Genomic DNA, 16,828 nt, shown 5'->3' on the forward strand with positions numbered 1-16,828 from the left:
CTCTTAACGGCGTGACATAAATGCTAAACGTTCAAGTAATTGTACATCTTGTTCATTTTTAATCAGCGCGCCATACAAAGGTGGGATTGCTTTAGATTTATCGTGATTGCGTAATACATCTTCAGGCATATCATCTGCCATGAGTAAGCTTAACCAGTCAATTAACTCTGACGTTGATGGTGGTTTCTTTAAATTAGTCACTTCACGTAACTTAAAAAACACTTGTAATGCTTCACTGACCAATGTATTTGAAATATTAGGGAAATGAACAGCAATGATTTCACGCATGGTTACTTCATCTGGGAATTCAATATAATGGAAAAAACAACGACGCAAGAATGCATCTGGTAGTTCTTTCTCATTATTTGAAGTGATGATCACAATAGGTCGTTGTGTCGCTGTAATGGTCTCACCTGTCTCATAAACATAGAACGACATTTTATCTAGTTCATGTAATAAGTCATTTGGAAACTCAATATCTGCTTTGTCGATTTCATCAATCAACAATACACAACGTTCTTCACTGGTAAATGCTTCCCACAATTTACCCGGTTTAATATAGTTTTTAATGTCATAGACACGATCATCACCTAGCTGGCTATCACGTAAGCGTGAAACTGCATCATATTCATACAAACCTTGCTGCGCTTTAGTTGTTGATTTGATATGCCAAGTAATCAGTTTTAGTCCCAAACTTTCTGCAACTTGCTCGGCAAGTAAAGTTTTACCCGTACCTGGCTCACCTTTCACCAATAATGGCTTTTGTAAGGCACGTGCGGCTTTTACTGCCAGTTTTAGGCTGTCAGTTGCAATATATTGATCAGTACCAGTAAAGTGTTGTGTATCAGCAGACATTTTAGAACCTTATTTTTCTATCTTTAACTTTATGTGAATATCTAAACCGAGTGCGCAATTTTATTTGCAGTGTATTTTGACCAGCAAAAACCTATAGACAAGCCAATGCCAGTAACAAATAGGATCAAGGATAAATTAGACCAGACTAAAACATATTCCTTAGTCAATACGCCAAAAATCAAACCAAAAATCGCGGGTGCTAATGCCGAGTTGGGACCTTCTGAAATCGTTGGCGTTACCAAAATAGCAAAGACAATAATCCAGAGAATCCCACCGATTGGATTGGGTAATCGAGACATCAAGCGATACCAGCACCACAATGCAATAATTGTCCCTGTAACATAAACAATAATCGCAACATTCTCTTCAGGAAATTGATCCAGAACTGAAAGAATGCGAGACCAAATTGCTGTTAAAGTTTCAAGCACCACGTAAGCCCTCAGGTTCTACCGCATTCGGATTAATGAGTCCTTCTGGCGGCATTTGGATGAAAAAACCTTTGGTTTGTAATGAGTCTAAAACATGTAAAACATTCACACGAGCAAGTTTACGCTCATGGTGAAGTTCTAAATGCATAACAAAAGTAGCTTTGCCGAAAGCTTGTAAAACATTTTCTGGAACAGATTCAAAGGGATTGTCTAGTTCTTTATCAGCAGAATAGTCTGGACGAGCAATATACATATACATTTCGTCTTTTTTGCTTGATCTATAAATATCGCAGTGCATGTCTACTCACAACTCTTGTCAATCTTTAGGGGCTGTTGACAGTCTTTAAACGCAACAAACCACAAACAGCATACATGAAAAAAAACTTAGGTACATTAACGAATGTTAACGCAGCAGTCGTGTTTCATACTCAGGCTTTTAATTAGAAATTTTCATCTGTGTAGCTAAATATTCAATATCTTGTCGTAAAAGTTCAATGAGTGGCTTCGTTAAAATCTCATAACGCCAACCAAGTAAATAGTTTGGTAAATCCTGCTCATCAAAATGAAATACAACATACTCATAAATGGCATGTAACCATTTCTTACGTAACAGCACTTCTTTTGGGATACCTGTCTGAATAACGATGTTTTCGATTAAAGCATCCACTTTTGGTGCTACTTCTTTCGAATTACTTTTCACAGGTCGTGCCATTCTCAATGGCCACTCATCTTCAGGAGGTAAAAACTTTAATAAATCTAATATGGTTTTACCATGCTCACGAACTACATTCGGACGCATGTCCTTTATTTGAGCGAGTTGGAAATTATTACGTGGATTCTTCTCAACCAAATCAATCATGGTTGCATTTTTAAGAATAAAACTACGAGGTTGATTTAACGCTTTGGTGATTTGCTCACGCCAAATACTTAATTGCTGTAATTGCATTAATTCACGGCGATTATGACGATAATTACCAATGTCTGCATAAAGTTCTGCAAGTGGCGTTTCCATTGCAATTTCTTTAGTTAGGTTTTGACAATCTTCCAAAACATATTGATAAAGCCCTTTAGCTTTAAGATCAGTTTTTAAAGTATCTGCTAGCTTCACTAAATAAAGCACATCATTAGCTGCATAACTTAATTGATCTTGGCTTAATGGTCTTGCCAGCCAATTTGAGCGCGTTTGATCTTTTTCAATATCGATATTTAAACAAGATTTCAATGCGTTTTGATAACTGACCTGTAAGCCGTGTCCCAGAAAAGACATTGCAACTTGGGTATCAAATACATTCTTTAGGGGTTTTTGTTCTGCATAATGATAAATCAGATCAATATCTTCACCACAGGCGTGAAAAATATTCTGTTGTGCTGTAAACAACTTGTGCCAAAAATGCTCTAAATTAAGCGATGTACCATCTAATAAAGCAATTTGACCATTACAATTAATCTGACACACACCTAATTTGGGATATAAGGTATCAACCTTAATAAACTCTGTATCGAGTGCATAAGTGGAACAGTGTTCCATTTGGGTAAGGAGAACAGCGAGTTCATTTTGCTGTTGGATAAACTGAAACATATTTGCTCAAATAAAAAAATAACAAGAACAGTCAGCAATTAATCTTCAATTAGATATTGCTTGAACTACCTCAAATGCAAAAAATAAAATTAATCAGTATTCCATACACAAAACATGAGGTTAACTCCCTTTATATTCATCAAAAAACGAAAATCCTTTTCGCTCGCCAATAGTGCCATAAAATGCACAAAATATATCTATCTAAATGTAAGACAAAATGTAAAATTTAATTATTTGTTTAAATTAACAGCATGAATTTAAAATGGATATAAAGAAATACTTAATTATCTCTTTATTTCATACGCATACGATTATGTACAGCTTGGCTTAAAGTGTGGCTATCGACATATTCTAACTCACCACCTTGTGGTACACCTTGTGCAATTCGAGTCATATGTATAGGCAAATGTTTCGTTGCTTCAACAAGATAATGAGCAGTCGCTTGCCCTTCAACCGTTGCATTCGTTGCTAAAATGACTTCTTCAATTTTTCCTTCACTTAAACGTTGTATCAAGTAAGGAATACCAATTTCTTCTGGCCCAATACCATCTAATGGAGATAAATGTCCTCCTAATACATGATATTTACCACGGAAACTGCCACTCTGTTCAATCGCCATAACATCAGCAGGTGATTCAACCACACATAACAACTGATCATCTCGTTCAACAGATGCGCAAATATCGCAGATCTCATGCTCTGTTAAAGAGTGGCAAATACGGCATTCGTGGATATGGCTCGATGCTTCATGCAAAGCATATGATAATGCGAAAGCACCTTCACGGTTTTTCATTAATAAATGTAATGCCATACGCTGTGCTGATTTTGGACCAACACTGGGTAAAATACGTAATGCATGAACTAACTGTTCAAATCTTTCACTAAACACAAATAAACTCGACAACGCTTGTGAAAATGCTCCCTAAGTTCATATCAACTTTCGGGAGCATTAAATTAGAATAAACCTGATAAGCCCGGTGGTAAGCCCATACCAGAGTTTGCCCCTTTAAGCTTTTCTTCAGAGATAATTTCTACTTGACGTGCTGCATCATTCATTGCAGCAGCAATTAAGTCTTCAATAATATCCGCTTCGTCTTGTAATAGCTCAGGGCTAATCTCAATACGTTTCACTACGTTACGGCAAGTCATGGTTACTTTTACTAAGCCACCACCTGCTTCAGCATGAACTTCAGTCTGAGCAAGCTCTTCTTTGGCTTTTTTAACATTTACTTCCATGTCTTTTTGCATGCGTTGAGCTTGCTGCATGAGCATATTAATGTTCATAAGTCTCTCTCATTAAATTAAATCTAAACCACGTGATATATCGCGAATAATATCATCAATATCTTCTAAACCGACAGAAACTCGAATTAACCCTTCTTCAATTCCTGCGGCTTGTTTGGCTTCAGCAGACATTCTACCATGTGAGGTGGTTGCTGGATGTGTGATTGTTGACTTAACATCACCTAAATTACTAGTTATAGATAAAAACTTCGTATTATCAATAACTGTCCAAGCCCCTTGACGCTCGCCTCTTACGACAAAAGATACAACGCCACCAAAACCTTTTTGCTGTTTATTAGCAAGCTCATGCCCTGGATGATCAGGCAAACCTGCATAATAAACTTTTTCAACTTTGTCGTGTTGATGTAGCCATTCAGCAAGTTTTTGAGCATTTTCACAATGGGCTTTCATTCTGATACTTAAAGTTTCTAAACCTTTTAAGAAAATCCAAGCATTAAATGGGCTCATTGAATTACCAAGCGTGCGGACAACCCCATTAATTTCTTCAATCAGATCATTCTTGCCAACAACAGCACCACCTAAAGCGCGACCTTGACCATCAATGTATTTGGTTGCTGAATATAGAACTAGATCTGCACCAAACTTAATAGGTTGCTGTAACACTGGCGTACAGAAACAATTATCTACTGCAAACAAAGCACCATGAGCATGAGCAATATCTGCAATGGCTTGAATATCACCCACTTGTGCCAAAGGATTTGAAGGTGATTCAATAAATAACAGACGTGTATTTGGACGTATTGCTTGTTTCCAGCCTTCAAGATCACCTAAATCAACAAAGGTTACTTCAACAGCAAATTTAACAACGTATTTTTCAAATAAAGCAATGATTGAACCAAATACAGCACGAGAACAAATTACATGATCACCAGCTTTTAAATAAGCCATACAAATTGCATGCACTGCTGCCATACCAGAACTGGTCGCAACTGCACGCTCTGCGCCATCTAACACAGCTAAACGCTTTTCAAATGCTTGTACAGTTGGGTTGGTATAACGTGAATAAGTATTCCCTTCAATTTGCCCAGAAAATTTTGCAGCAGCATCAGCGGCGCTTTCGCAAACAAACGATGAGGTTAAAAAAATTGGCTCACTATGTTCACCTTCAGCCGTACGGTCATGACCTGTACGAATAGCGAGTGTTTCAATTTGATATTCTAAATCATCGTTGGGATTCATGATTTTGTATGCCTTATGATCAATGGTTGTAATAATCCTTTACTTTAAAGTAATAACTTTTATAAAGGCTTATTAAATACTGTATAAATATGCCAATATTTTGATCGCCTAATGTATTTAAGGTCAAGGCATAAGATGAAATTATCGCTTAGACTTCGTGCAATCTTGACTCATGATGAGACTTTCATAGATGAAATCGCTTGTGGAACAGCAAAAAATAAATTTTAAACATCTCGCTATGCGCGTATTTGAATCTGACAAACTTGTGCTGTCCCAGTCAACACCCTATCAAGTCATTGCTCAATTTAAGCAAACTTGTGTTCGTTTTTACGCCTCAGAAAATAAACGTTATAAAGAACCACTGGTATTTGTAGCACCTTTGGCGATCAATATGGATATTTATGATCTCTATCCATATCGTTCATTGGTTAAACACTTTCAAGAAGCTGGTTTCGATGTATATTTGATTGATTGGGGCAAATTAACTTATAAAAATTATCAAATTAACTTTTTATCCTTTATTGATAAATTTATTCCACGTTGTATCGAAGCTATTCAAAAGCATTCTAAATCTGAAGAAATTTCACTGCATGGTTGGAGTATGGCGGGTATCTTTGTCACGCTTTATACCGCACGCCATCAACCAAATGCTGTTAAGAATCTTGTGGTTCTCGGTAGTCCAATTGATAGTTATGCTTCAGGCTATATTGGCAAACTGTACAAAACTCTCGCTTATGTCACTACGCGTAATGAGAAAGTCAAAGACTATATCTATAATCGCTTACCCAAATTAATGATTCATTCCCCAGGTTTTTTAAATTCACTAGGCTTTAAATTGCTTGATCCAAAAGGTTGGATTGATGGAAATATCCAATTATTAAAAAACTTGGATAACCTTAAACTTGTGCAAGAAGATGCCACACTGAGCCATTTCTTAAACAACATGATTGATTATCCGGGCGGTATTAACCAAGACATGCTGTTTAATGTCTGGATGCAGAATCCTTTAAAGAATGGCGCAATCACATTAAAGAATAAAACAATTGAATTGAAAAATATTAATTGCTCACTTTTAGTAGGCGCTGGTAAAGGCGACCAACTGGTTACATCCGATGCAGCCTTTCCACTGACTCAGTTGACAAGTAGTCGTGATGTCACGTTTACTTTGATACCAGGTGGGCATTTAGGTTTAATGTCTAGTCAAAATAGTTCAATTGAGTTCTGGCCGACACTTACAAACTGGTTAGCAGAACGATCAACACCAAGAAGAAGGTAGACAATGATTCAATCTGTTGCATTTATCGGTTTAGGTGCTATGGGATATCGCATGGCAGCACATTTACCAAAACATTTCGATCAGGTTTTAGTTTGGAATCGAAATTTCAGTAAAGCTGAGCAACATGCAACAGAATATGGAACAACAGCCGTATCACTCTCAAAAGCCGTCCAAGCCGATATTATTTTTTCTTGCTTACCTACTAGTCAGGATGTTGAAACACTGATTGAAAGCGTTGAAATTAAATCAGGCGCCATTTGGATTGATTGCACCAGTGGTGTTCCAGATGCAGGTCGTCGTTTAGCTGAATCATTAAAGCTTAAAAATATCGATTTTCTTGATGCGCCAGTGAGTGGACAAACAATTGGTGCTGAGAATGCAACATTAACCTTTATGGTTGGTGGTAACACTGAAGCTTTTGAACGCGCTTATTCTGCAATGGCTGCATTGGGCAAGCTCATTCAACATGTCGGTGATTCTGGTGCAGGCTTCGCGGTAAAAGCGATTAATAACATGCTACTTGCTGTAAATTTATGGTCTGTTGCTGAAGGTTTTACGACGCTTAAAGCGCATGGGGTGAATTTAGATGCTGCTTTGAATTGTATCAATGCTTCCAGTGGTAAAAGCCTAGTGACAGAAACCATTTTCCCTCAGCGTGTACTCAGTCGTGAATTTCCTGTAACTTTTGCTTTGCCTTTACTCGCAAAAGATACTGGAATCGCTTTGGATTTAGTACATGAAGCTAAACTCCCCGCTCCAATTTTGTCTTTAACCCAAAGTCTGATTCAAGCTGCAAACTTAATGGCTGAGCCTAATAGTGATTTTTCTTCTGCTGTTAAGTTGTATGAATCTTGGAGTAAAATTACATTGGATTAAACGATTCTTCTATAAAAGCAATATTTATCTTTTATTTAGGTCATTTCAAAACAATATGATCAAAAGACTAGAACTGTTCATTTTGAGCAGTTCTAGTAAATTTTTAAACAATATCTTCTGCTTCAAAAATAGTAAATTTATCACGTAATTTTTTAAAACAATTGAGGCTTGATTTTGACTCAATAGACCTGTAGGATTTCTTTTTAAGTGAGTTATCAAAATGAAATTCCAAACTATTTTTGAAAATTTTAAAAGTTCTGCTAATGGAACTGATGCTTATAAACAATTAAAAGTTCAATGTGAACAATCTCTTAAAAACTCTGATCAGCAACTCGAATATAGCTCATTACTTCTCATTTATGGTTTTGCCAAAAACTATGTACTTCTTTATGAAGATCAAGCTGTAACTTCGGAATTTGCTGAAAAAGTTAAAGATCAATTGGTTCACTACATGAGTGATCTTAATACAGCTATATTAACTCGTGATTCAGCAAAGATATTAGATAGCCTTAATTCGATCTCAAAAGAATATATAGCGAGTTCAAGAATTTTTTAGAGAATTAGATATTGAAGCTCTTCTCTAAAGAGCTTCAATTGGATCATTTATTATTTATTGGCTACATCAATCTTGAAGACTTTCCCATTACAGACCCAAACAGTGTAAATTTGCATATCAATATCATAGATATATTCCGTTGCGGCGCAGGTGTGTCGTCCCTCTTTGTAAATAAAATACCTCGGATATGGTTTTCCAATTTTCCTAAGCAAATCACTTTCACTATCCCCAATACCTACGAGTTCATATGATGAACGTATAGAGTTGGTTTCTCTGGCAGAAGTATTTATTGATATTAAAACTGAAATTATTCCAAATATTATATGTTTCATTAAATTGACTCTTCTTTTAGAGCATATAGTTTATCAAATAGTAAAATATAGTCATTAATAATGATTAGAAAAATTATTCACCTAAACGACTTTAAAACGCATAATTATATTCACTTCATCAATGCCCTAATAAAATGACTTTCCCTTATGTCTAAAAATTAGACTGGTTCATTCTTAATTCAATGATCTTGAATAGCTCGTGCAATACAGTTTTTTGATTAAAGAATAAACAATAATTTGTAAATAGAGTGAATTTATTCTTCATCTCATGTAACAAATTAAAGCACTGATAATTATCGTTAAAATTTATTTAATGAATAAATTATGGAGTAAAATTACACTCGTATAATACTGTTTCATTGAAATTTCACCAATAAGCCGTATATTGTTTATTACGTAGTAACCAAATGTGACATGTAAAATTCTTTTACAAACAACTTTGGTTTATACTCTTTTGATTAGAGGAATACCTCATGAATAAGTTAACGGCTGCGGTTTTTGCTGGATTAATAACCCTTGTAGGTGTAAATGTTCAAGCTGCAACGCCAGAACAAGAATGCAAAAAACTGCAAGATGATTACAATCTTATCTATGCTTCTAAAGGTTTCTGTTTCAAAGATGCGGATGCAAAAGCTAAATATGGTAATGAAAACTGCCATACAACTAAGCCAAAGTTCTCTGATAAAGAGCAACAACGTCTTGATGAAATTAAAACTCGTCAAAAAGAGTTGAATTGCAAATAATATATGAAGCATACGGAACAAGTTGAGTTCCGTATTTTCATTTAGCTTCTTAAAAGTTTTTTAAATAAAGGACTATTCATGGCATACGATGACCAGAATATTTTTGCTCGAATTCTTCGTGGTGAATTACCAGCAATCAAAATATATGAAGATGATCATGTACTCGCGTTCATGGATATTATGCCTCAAGCCGATGGTCACGCTTTGGTTATTCCTAAAGTTCCAGCAGTGAGCTTGCTTGATTTACCACCTGAAGCAGCCGCATACACGATTCAAATCGTCCAAAAGATTGCAAAAGCGATTGAGACAGCGTTAGACGCCAAAGGTATCGTATTGATGCAACTTTCTGGTGCTGCAGCAGGACAAACCGTTCCTCACGTGCATTTCCATTTGATCCCAAGTTCTATTCATGAATTAGGACGGCACGCTGCTCAAATGGGTGATCAGGAAAAAATTAAATCGCTCGCTGAGAAAATTAAAGCTGTACTGTGATCTTATTAATATATTTTTGATTAAACGGAGCTATGCTCCGTTTTTTATTATCATAAATTTATAAAAATCAATAATAAGCATAAATGTTGCTAAATATGAATCGTCATTAAACTGTCATTTTTCTTTCACTTCTTTGTCACAAAGTTTGCCGATACTGCATACAAGTTAGTGAGCTATGTAACTTTTTGTACATAAGCAATCTTATAACAGTAACTAAGGCATCAGCCATTTACAAAAAGTGTTTTGGAGAAATCTCAATGAAAAAATTGCTTCTTGCTGCTACTGTAGCAACTTTAGCCATGAATGCAGCGCAAGCAGCACCAACATTGTATGGTAAGCTCAACGTAACTCTAGATCAAATCGATAAGAATGGCTTTAAAGACGAAAGCGTGACAAAAGTAAACTCAAATGCTTCTCGTATTGGGGTAAAAGGCGAAGAAAAATTAACTGATAAATTATCAGCAGTTTATTTAATCGAATGGCAAATTGATGCCGATGGCGATCAGAAAGAATCGTTTTCTAACCGCAATCGCTTTGTCGGTATTAAATCTGATGGTATTGCGACTTTAAAAGTAGGTCAATTTGACTCTTACTTTAAAAATGCAGCTGGTAATAACCAAGATATATTCAACGACCACAATGAACTAGATATGACTAAAGTTTTAGTGGGTGAAGATCGTTTGAAAAACGTAATCGGCTTTGAAACCGATAAAAAACTATTAGGTGGTTTAGCTTTCAACATCATGTTCCAACAAGGTGAAGAATCTTCTGCTGTAAAAAATAATGCAAAAGGTCAAACAGGTAGTCGTGACAGCTTCGGTGATGGTGTTTCTACCTCGCTTACTTATGAAAATAAAGACTGGGGCTTAGCAGCAGCAGTTGCTGGTAACTTTGGTGTTGCTTCAAAATACAACGCATATAGCGACTTGAGTGGCGATAATACTGTTTATACAGATGCAATCCGTGTTACAGGTTCTTTAGACTTAACTAAAATTGGTGCTGATGGTTTAGTTTTCGGTGCGTTATGGCAAACTGCACAACCAACAGATGATACTGTTACTGTAACGAGTGGTTCCCCTGCTGTTGTAACTTCTTATAAAGGCTTACAAGAAGATGCATATGGCGTAACAGCTGCTTATACGATCCCTTCTACACCAATTAAGTTAAAAGCAGAATACATCTCTTCAACAACTGAAGTGAATGGTCGTGATGATCGTAAACAAGATTTATATGGTCTTGGTGCAGACTATCAAATCAATAAACAAGCACGTTTTTATGGCGTAGTTGGTCAACAAAAACGTGATTGGTTAGTAAAAGATGATAAGAAAACAACTATCGGTTTAGGTATGGAATACAACTTCTAATCTGAAGTAAAAACTAATACTAAAAATAAAAGGGCTATATGCCCTTTTATTTTTTACTTAATTTATTTTTTTAAGAAACCACTGACTAAATTTAAGACTTGCTGAATATCTTGATTCGCTTCTTGCGGATTTGTACTGCTCCCTTGTGGTGTGAGCGAATCAATCACTTGAGGTAAGACCGATGCAATAGCACCGTAAATTGCTGATTTTGGTGCTTGCGTTTGCTGTGCAACTTGTTCTACATCTTGGTCGTCAAATAAGTTTTGAATATTTTGGGTAGGAACATCTTGAGCATTTGGTTGTTGTGGATCGACCCAACTTTGTACTTGATTTGCCAAACCCGCATTTTTCAGTTTATCTAATGCACTTTGCAAACCGCCTTGTTTTTGAATCCACGCAAGAATAATAGGCAATACAGCAATCAATAAGGTTTGTGCAGTACCTGCACCGCTTGTATTACTTTGGGTTTGGGTTGAATTATTATTTTCAGCACCAAATTGATCTAAAACAGACCCAAGGATTCCACCTAACCCACCTTGTTGTTGATTTGGACTATTTTGTTGTTGTCCGCCGCCAAGTTGACCTAATACAGAACCTAAGATTCCACCTAAACCACTATTTTGTCCTGATTGCTGCTGACCGCCTAAAGCTTGTTTCGCTAAAATTTCAACAATCTTTGTTAAATCCGTCATGAGCTACACGTTCCTTTTGGAATTATTTATTCAAAAAGCATACGCTGCTTTCACAATCGATAACAAAGTTAAAATGTTAAAATTTGCAAGAACATGCAATCAGTTTTATACCGTTTCGATTCAAAGAGGCGAATATACGTGCAGAAAATATCGAGAGCTTACCAACGAAATTTATTCCAATTTTCTGGATTTGCCCAAAACTTAGAATTAAACCAGTCTGGAACATGCTTATAAGTCAAAATATTGAATTGCCACAAGGCAAAATCGCTATCATGCGTTGTTTTATCAATGAGTTGTGTGAAGCCAAGTGAACGTAATAGCTTTTCATCGTTCAACTTACTAACGACTACAATACGCTTTGCCATTAAGTCACGTAATTTCACCAATAACTGCGATTTTTGTACTTCACTGATACTTTGCATTTCATCTGTATCAAATAATACAAAACCTAAATCATAACGTTGTGTAAATGGCAGATTTAAAAAGTCAGTTACGTTAAAATAATGCCATTGAATCGAAGCATTTTGGTCAATGTGTTGACCTATACAAAGTGCAGTATGAATGGACTGTTCTTTAGATAAATCGTCTAGCATAGAAGCGATGACATTTTGTTCAGCCATAACTGCAACCCTTGATTGAGAAAGATGAGAGTTTATTCATGGAACTACAAGGCATTTGTCATAAAATGCATGCAGCGCTCAAAACGCATAGTGTAACTGATCAATCAACAAGCAAGGCAAATGTTGAATATAAATTTATATTGGATCGTTCAGAAACTGATCTACCTTTTGTTTTAGGGCAAGAGTTAGAGATTGAATGGACAGGAAATATTTTCTGCACCTCTTGCGGCGCAAAAACACCTAAGTCTTATTCACAAGGTCATTGTTTTAAATGTTTCAAGACCAAAGCTGAGTGTGATTTATGTATTATGAAACCGGAAACTTGTCATTATCATCTCGGTACATGTCGTGAAGATGATTTTGCTCATAAAGTTTGCTTTCAACCGCACATTGTTTATTTAGCAAATTCTAGTGCGCTAAAAATTGGTATCACCCGTATTGTAAATATGCCGACACGTTGGCTAGATCAAGGTGCAACACAAGCATTACCGATTTTAAAAGTTGGTTCACGTCGCTTATCTGGGCATTTGGAAACATTAATTGGTACTCAGATTGCAGATAAAACAGATTGGCGTAAGTTACTTAAAGGTGAAGCGGAACCACTTAATTTAATTGAACAACGTGATCAAATTTTAGAAGAATTTGCACCTAAGATTCAAAGCATACGCGATGAGTTTAATCAAAATCTGGAATTCAATGAGGATTTGGAATTCTTGGAAAATGAATTACCAAAAGAATTTGTATATCCAGTTGAACAATATCCTGAAAAGATTAAATCGCTAAACTTAGATAAGACACCAAAGATTCGAGGGGTTTTACACGGTATCAAAGGTCAGTATCTATTACTTGATATTGGTGTGATCAATATTCGTAAATATACAGGTTACGAATTGGTATTGAGAACTTAAACAAAAAGGTGGCATTTATGCCACCTTTTTTATATCGCATCTGTTTTCAAACAACTTAAAATTGCATGTACAGGATCTTCAGTATTTCCTGAAATTAACTGCTTATGCATACTTAAATGTTGCAACATTTGGATGTGCGCAGTTTCATGATCCATTAGTTTTTCTATTTCGGTCGCTAAATGCTGTGGCGTTGCATCAGCCTGAATTAATTCTTCTATCACCTTTTTCCCAGCAATGATGTTAGGTAAAGAGTAATATGGAATTTTAACTAACAATTTCGCAATAATATAAGTCAGCCAATTCAACTTATAAAATGTCACCATTGGACGATGTAACAACATGGCTTCAAGTGTTGCTGTACCGGAAGCAAGCGCCACAATATCACTGGCATTCATCACCATTCGACCAATTTTAGATTCATCGTCAATATTTTCTAATACATGAATCTTGGCTTTCAAATCTACGTCTAGGTTTTTAATGCCTTCTTCAATTTGATGCTTACGAGCATCATTAATAGCAGGGATTAAAAACTCAACTTCAGGAAATTTTCTGTGCAAAATTTCAGCTGTACCAGTCAATAAAGGTAATAATCGTTCAATTTCCCCTCGACGACTTCCTGGTAATAATGCGATATGGGTTTTATTTGCAAGTAAGCCCAATTGGTGTTTAGCATCCATGACTGGATTTTTCAATGGTAATTGCTTAGCTAATGGATGACCAACAAAGGCAGCAGGTACATCATAATTTTGATAAAAGGTCTTTTCAAATGGAAATAAACACAAGACTAAATCAATGCTTTTTTTAATTCCATGCACACGTCCTTGACGCCATGCCCAAACCGATGGACTGACGTATTGAACTGTTTTAATTGGTAAATTCTTTTCTTTAATCGTTTTAGATAATCGTAAGTTAAAATCAGGTGCATCAATACCAATGAAAATATCGACTGGATTTTCTGTCCAACGTTCGACCAAGCCATCACGTACAGCAAAGAGCTTTTTTAGATCTTTTAAAACTTCTACAATTCCCATAACAGATAAAATTTCCATGGGATAATAACTATGGAAACCTTCCGCAATCATTTGCGGACCGCCAATTCCTTCAAACTCAACTTCTATGCCTTGTTCACGAAAACTACGCATTAGCTTGACTCCTAGAGTATCTCCAGAAACTTCCCCTACTACGATTCCTATTTTTAGTTTTTGCTTAGACAAGACGAATGCCCCACTGAAATATTAAAATGATTCTAACAAAATGATTTTACATCGAATCATATTAAAAAAAGCAATTTGTTCACAATTGGTGAATACACTTTTAATCTATTTTTTCTATTTCATACTAAAAAATTATCTAGATTTACGATGAAATATTGTTTGATTGAACTTGGACTAAACTTTATTATAAATAATAATCATTTCCAAATGTGATTTGTTTCTATTTCACCACACCCTAATCAAGATTCATTATGGCTAAATCTACCTCTCCTACACTTGTCTATAGATTCAGTGTTTTCTATCGCTTTGTTCTGACATTTGTATTGGGTTACATCTGTACGATGTATTTAAGCATTAGTCTCACTTCTTTATTCAAGAATGTATTTAACAAAGCCGAAGCGATATATCTTGCAGCTTTTATCGCCATTTTATTTTATGTGGTATTTATCATTTTGAGCTTTTGTGTGCATTCATTGCTGAAATTAACACTGATTAGCCTAGCTTTGGCAGGTGTTTTATATGGCTTATCAGTAGGTTTAAATTAAAATGCAGAATAAAGGTGTACGCCAATCAATGGCATGGTTACATGCTTGGACAGGTTTAATTTTCGGTTGGCTTTTATTTGCCATCTTCCTAATGGGGACAAGCTCGTATTATCGTCATCAAATTAATTTATGGATGCAACCGCAGCTCGCACAAATTCAAGTAAACCAAGATAAAGCGATTACAACAGCAACAGAATATTTAAATCAACATGCGGCTGATGCAAAATCATGGTATCTCAAGGTTGCCAACCAAGAAGAACCTGTGAATAGAATGTATTGGGAAAAAGCAACAGGAGGTTATGAAAGTCGAAGTTTAGATGCAAATTCTGGTCAAGAATTAAAACTATCAGCGACTCAGGGCGGAGATTTTTTCTATAATTTTCATTTCCAACTTTATGGATTCCCTGTAATGATTGGGCGACTAATTGCCTGTATAGCGGCTTTTATCATGTTGATTGCTTTGGTGTCAGGCATTATTACGCATAAAAAGATTTTTACAGATTTTTTTACCTTGAGAACCTTTAAGTCTCAACGTTCTTGGTTAGACTTCCATAATGTTTCTTCAGTACTTGCACTTCCCTTTTTTCTGACGATTACATTTACTGGTTTAGCAATTTTCTTTTATATCTATCTCCCTTGGGGAATGCAGAAACTTTATCCTGAAAATCCTTTTCAGTATTTCACTGAGATCAGAACGGTTAATCAAGATACTCGGCAAAGACCAGCACCCATTAAATCAGAAATATTGCCTATCGATAGTTTATTAGAAAAAGTCAGACAACAATGGGGAGATCAAGCTCTAGCATCTATAGAAGTTAAAAATCCCAATACTGATCAAGCAATTATTACATTTAAACAATTAGAAGATCGTTCAATTACCTTAAATCAAGCGCAAATTACATTTGATAGTAATGGAAAAACGCTCGGTAATACTCGCAATGAAAGTTCAGTTGCCACATTAAATGCGGGTGTATACGGTTTACATATGGCTACTTTTGCACAACCCGCACTTAGATTTGCATTTTTTTGCTCTGGCATACTCGGATGTTTAATGATTGCTTCTGGCTTATTACTTTGGAGCTTAAAACGTCAAATTCAAAATAAGTCTAATCAATTTCATTTTGGCTATTACTTAGTAGATCGCTTGAATGTTGCTGCATTCATTGGCCTGCCAATTGCAATGATGAGCTATTTATTTGCCAATCGATTTGTACATGTGACTGAAACGACACCAAATTATGAAATCTATACCTTTTTCATCATTTGGTTACTAAGTTTTATCTTTGCATTATTCACTAAAAAACAATACTTGTGGAAATCTCAGGTTTTATTTATGGGATTGTTAGCTTTAGCTTTGCCAGTATATAACTTTGTCTATTTACTGAATCATCAATTGATCTCAGATTTTAAAAGTTACTGGTTATTCTTACGTATTGATCTTTTCTTAATTGTTTTCGCAATATTCGCCGTATTCATTTTTAAAAATATTCACCCTATTCAAGAAAAATCCACTCAGAAAATCAAAGCTAAATTAGCGAAAAAAGAGGTAAAAGTATGATCTTTTTCAGTCTTTTTCTGATCTTGATTGGGATGTTTAATCTCTATAGATGCAGTGCTAAACAGATCAACAAATTACAATCGAAAAATCAGCAAATTTTTATTCATTACAGAACTCACTTCAAAGTTGTTGCATATATCTGCTTTTTACTCGCAGGTAGCCTGCTTTGTTTAGAATATGGAAGTTCTATCGGATTTGTGAGTTGGTGGATATTTGCGACACCCGTTACTTTTATTCTGGTGCTATGGATCAATGAATTAAAACCAAGCAAAAGATAACTTGTTAGATTTCAAGATATAGCTGAGT

At 35.6% G+C, this 16,828-nt stretch carries 21 protein-coding genes; 10 read left to right on the top strand and 11 right to left on the bottom strand.

Going from position 1 to position 16,828, the window contains the following annotated elements; all coding sequences use genetic code 11:
- Positions 1 to 3: 3 nt before the first annotated feature.
- The 7 genes from NGC85_RS08460 to NGC85_RS08490 all read right to left on the bottom strand — a co-directional run bounded on the left by NGC85_RS08460 (position 4) and on the right by NGC85_RS08490 (position 5,346).
- Entirely contained in the window at positions 4 to 855 is an 852-nt protein-coding gene (locus NGC85_RS08460) for a MoxR family ATPase (protein ID WP_169110279.1), read from the bottom strand.
- Between the two features lie 41 nt (positions 856 to 896).
- The gene (locus NGC85_RS08465) at positions 897 to 1,283 is read right to left on the bottom strand and encodes a hypothetical protein (RefSeq protein WP_034710405.1); all 387 of its coding nucleotides are present in this window, start codon (positions 1,281 to 1,283) and stop codon (positions 897 to 899) included.
- Positions 1,276 to 1,581, bottom strand: a complete 306-nt coding sequence (locus NGC85_RS08470) for a YcgL domain-containing protein (protein WP_169110277.1) — start codon at positions 1,579 to 1,581, stop codon at positions 1,276 to 1,278. Before NGC85_RS08470 ends, NGC85_RS08465 begins: the two co-directional genes overlap by 8 nt.
- A gap of 138 nt (positions 1,582 to 1,719) precedes the next feature.
- The gene (locus NGC85_RS08475) at positions 1,720 to 2,862 is read right to left on the bottom strand and encodes an HRDC domain-containing protein (RefSeq protein WP_254730177.1); all 1,143 of its coding nucleotides are present in this window, start codon (positions 2,860 to 2,862) and stop codon (positions 1,720 to 1,722) included.
- 292 nt (positions 2,863 to 3,154) lie between these two features.
- Complete coding sequence (gene recR, locus NGC85_RS08480) at positions 3,155 to 3,751, bottom strand: recombination mediator RecR (protein WP_005053986.1); 597 nt, start codon at positions 3,749 to 3,751, stop codon at positions 3,155 to 3,157.
- A 65-nt stretch (positions 3,752 to 3,816) separates the two neighbouring features.
- A complete protein-coding gene (locus NGC85_RS08485) occupies positions 3,817 to 4,146 on the bottom strand; it encodes a YbaB/EbfC family nucleoid-associated protein (protein ID WP_254730180.1) in 330 nt (109 codons plus the stop codon).
- A gap of 12 nt (positions 4,147 to 4,158) precedes the next feature.
- Positions 4,159 to 5,346, bottom strand: a complete 1,188-nt coding sequence (locus NGC85_RS08490; protein ID WP_254730183.1) for an O-succinylhomoserine sulfhydrylase — start codon at positions 5,344 to 5,346, stop codon at positions 4,159 to 4,161.
- A gap of 190 nt (positions 5,347 to 5,536) precedes the next feature.
- Here NGC85_RS08490 and NGC85_RS08495 point away from each other — a divergent pair, with 190 nt between their 5' ends.
- The 3 genes from NGC85_RS08495 to NGC85_RS08505 all read left to right on the top strand — a co-directional run bounded on the left by NGC85_RS08495 (position 5,537) and on the right by NGC85_RS08505 (position 8,054).
- Positions 5,537 to 6,622, top strand: coding sequence for an alpha/beta fold hydrolase (locus NGC85_RS08495; RefSeq protein ID WP_254730186.1), 1,086 nt, complete (start codon positions 5,537 to 5,539; stop codon positions 6,620 to 6,622).
- A 3-nt stretch (positions 6,623 to 6,625) separates the two neighbouring features.
- Positions 6,626 to 7,498: an NAD(P)-dependent oxidoreductase gene (locus NGC85_RS08500; RefSeq protein ID WP_005053977.1), complete on the top strand. Its 873-nt coding sequence runs from the start codon at positions 6,626 to 6,628 to the stop codon at positions 7,496 to 7,498.
- 220 nt (positions 7,499 to 7,718) lie between these two features.
- Positions 7,719 to 8,054, top strand: coding sequence for a hypothetical protein (locus NGC85_RS08505; protein ID WP_254730189.1), 336 nt, complete (start codon positions 7,719 to 7,721; stop codon positions 8,052 to 8,054).
- 50 nt (positions 8,055 to 8,104) lie between these two features.
- Here NGC85_RS08505 and NGC85_RS08510 read toward each other — a convergent pair whose 3' ends face one another.
- Positions 8,105 to 8,386, bottom strand: coding sequence for a hypothetical protein (locus NGC85_RS08510; RefSeq protein ID WP_254730192.1), 282 nt, complete (start codon positions 8,384 to 8,386; stop codon positions 8,105 to 8,107).
- 473 nt (positions 8,387 to 8,859) lie between these two features.
- Here NGC85_RS08510 and NGC85_RS08515 point away from each other — a divergent pair, with 473 nt between their 5' ends.
- From NGC85_RS08515 to NGC85_RS08525, 3 genes are all read left to right on the top strand, one after another.
- Positions 8,860 to 9,129, top strand: a complete 270-nt coding sequence (locus NGC85_RS08515; RefSeq protein ID WP_169110263.1) for a YARHG domain-containing protein — start codon at positions 8,860 to 8,862, stop codon at positions 9,127 to 9,129.
- A 78-nt stretch (positions 9,130 to 9,207) separates the two neighbouring features.
- Complete coding sequence (locus tag NGC85_RS08520) at positions 9,208 to 9,621, top strand: HIT family protein (RefSeq protein WP_254730195.1); 414 nt, start codon at positions 9,208 to 9,210, stop codon at positions 9,619 to 9,621.
- Positions 9,622 to 9,878: 257 nt separating this feature from the next.
- Positions 9,879 to 10,985: a porin gene (locus NGC85_RS08525; RefSeq protein WP_254730199.1), complete on the top strand. Its 1,107-nt coding sequence runs from the start codon at positions 9,879 to 9,881 to the stop codon at positions 10,983 to 10,985.
- 62 nt (positions 10,986 to 11,047) lie between these two features.
- Here NGC85_RS08525 and NGC85_RS08530 read toward each other — a convergent pair whose 3' ends face one another.
- Positions 11,048 to 11,677, bottom strand: a complete 630-nt coding sequence (locus tag NGC85_RS08530; RefSeq protein WP_254730202.1) for a YidB family protein — start codon at positions 11,675 to 11,677, stop codon at positions 11,048 to 11,050.
- Positions 11,678 to 11,835: 158 nt separating this feature from the next.
- Positions 11,836 to 12,297, bottom strand: coding sequence for a DUF6231 family protein (locus tag NGC85_RS08535; protein ID WP_254730205.1), 462 nt, complete (start codon positions 12,295 to 12,297; stop codon positions 11,836 to 11,838).
- Positions 12,298 to 12,335: 38 nt separating this feature from the next.
- Between NGC85_RS08535 and NGC85_RS08540 the strand changes: the two genes are divergently transcribed.
- On the top strand, positions 12,336 to 13,205 hold the full coding sequence (locus tag NGC85_RS08540) for a DUF2797 domain-containing protein (protein WP_254730208.1): 870 nt from the start codon (positions 12,336 to 12,338) through the stop codon (positions 13,203 to 13,205).
- Between the two features lie 29 nt (positions 13,206 to 13,234).
- Here NGC85_RS08540 and lpxB read toward each other — a convergent pair whose 3' ends face one another.
- Positions 13,235 to 14,419: a lipid-A-disaccharide synthase gene (gene lpxB / locus NGC85_RS08545; protein WP_254730211.1), complete on the bottom strand. Its 1,185-nt coding sequence runs from the start codon at positions 14,417 to 14,419 to the stop codon at positions 13,235 to 13,237.
- Positions 14,420 to 14,670: 251 nt separating this feature from the next.
- Here lpxB and NGC85_RS08550 point away from each other — a divergent pair, with 251 nt between their 5' ends.
- From NGC85_RS08550 to NGC85_RS08560, 3 genes are read left to right on the top strand one after another with little or no spacing between them, the layout of a single operon-like run.
- Positions 14,671 to 14,964, top strand: coding sequence for a hypothetical protein (locus NGC85_RS08550; RefSeq protein ID WP_254730215.1), 294 nt, complete (start codon positions 14,671 to 14,673; stop codon positions 14,962 to 14,964).
- 1 nt (position 14,965) lies between these two features.
- Entirely contained in the window at positions 14,966 to 16,522 is a 1,557-nt protein-coding gene (locus NGC85_RS08555) for a PepSY domain-containing protein (RefSeq protein ID WP_254730218.1), read from the top strand.
- Positions 16,519 to 16,800, top strand: coding sequence for a DUF1634 domain-containing protein (locus NGC85_RS08560; protein WP_254730222.1), 282 nt, complete (start codon positions 16,519 to 16,521; stop codon positions 16,798 to 16,800). Before NGC85_RS08555 ends, NGC85_RS08560 begins: the two co-directional genes overlap by 4 nt.
- Positions 16,801 to 16,828: the final 28 nt, after the last annotated feature.

The sequence above is a fragment of the Acinetobacter sp. Z1 genome (genome assembly GCF_024296945.1).
GTDB lineage: Bacteria > Pseudomonadota > Gammaproteobacteria > Pseudomonadales > Moraxellaceae > Acinetobacter > Acinetobacter beijerinckii.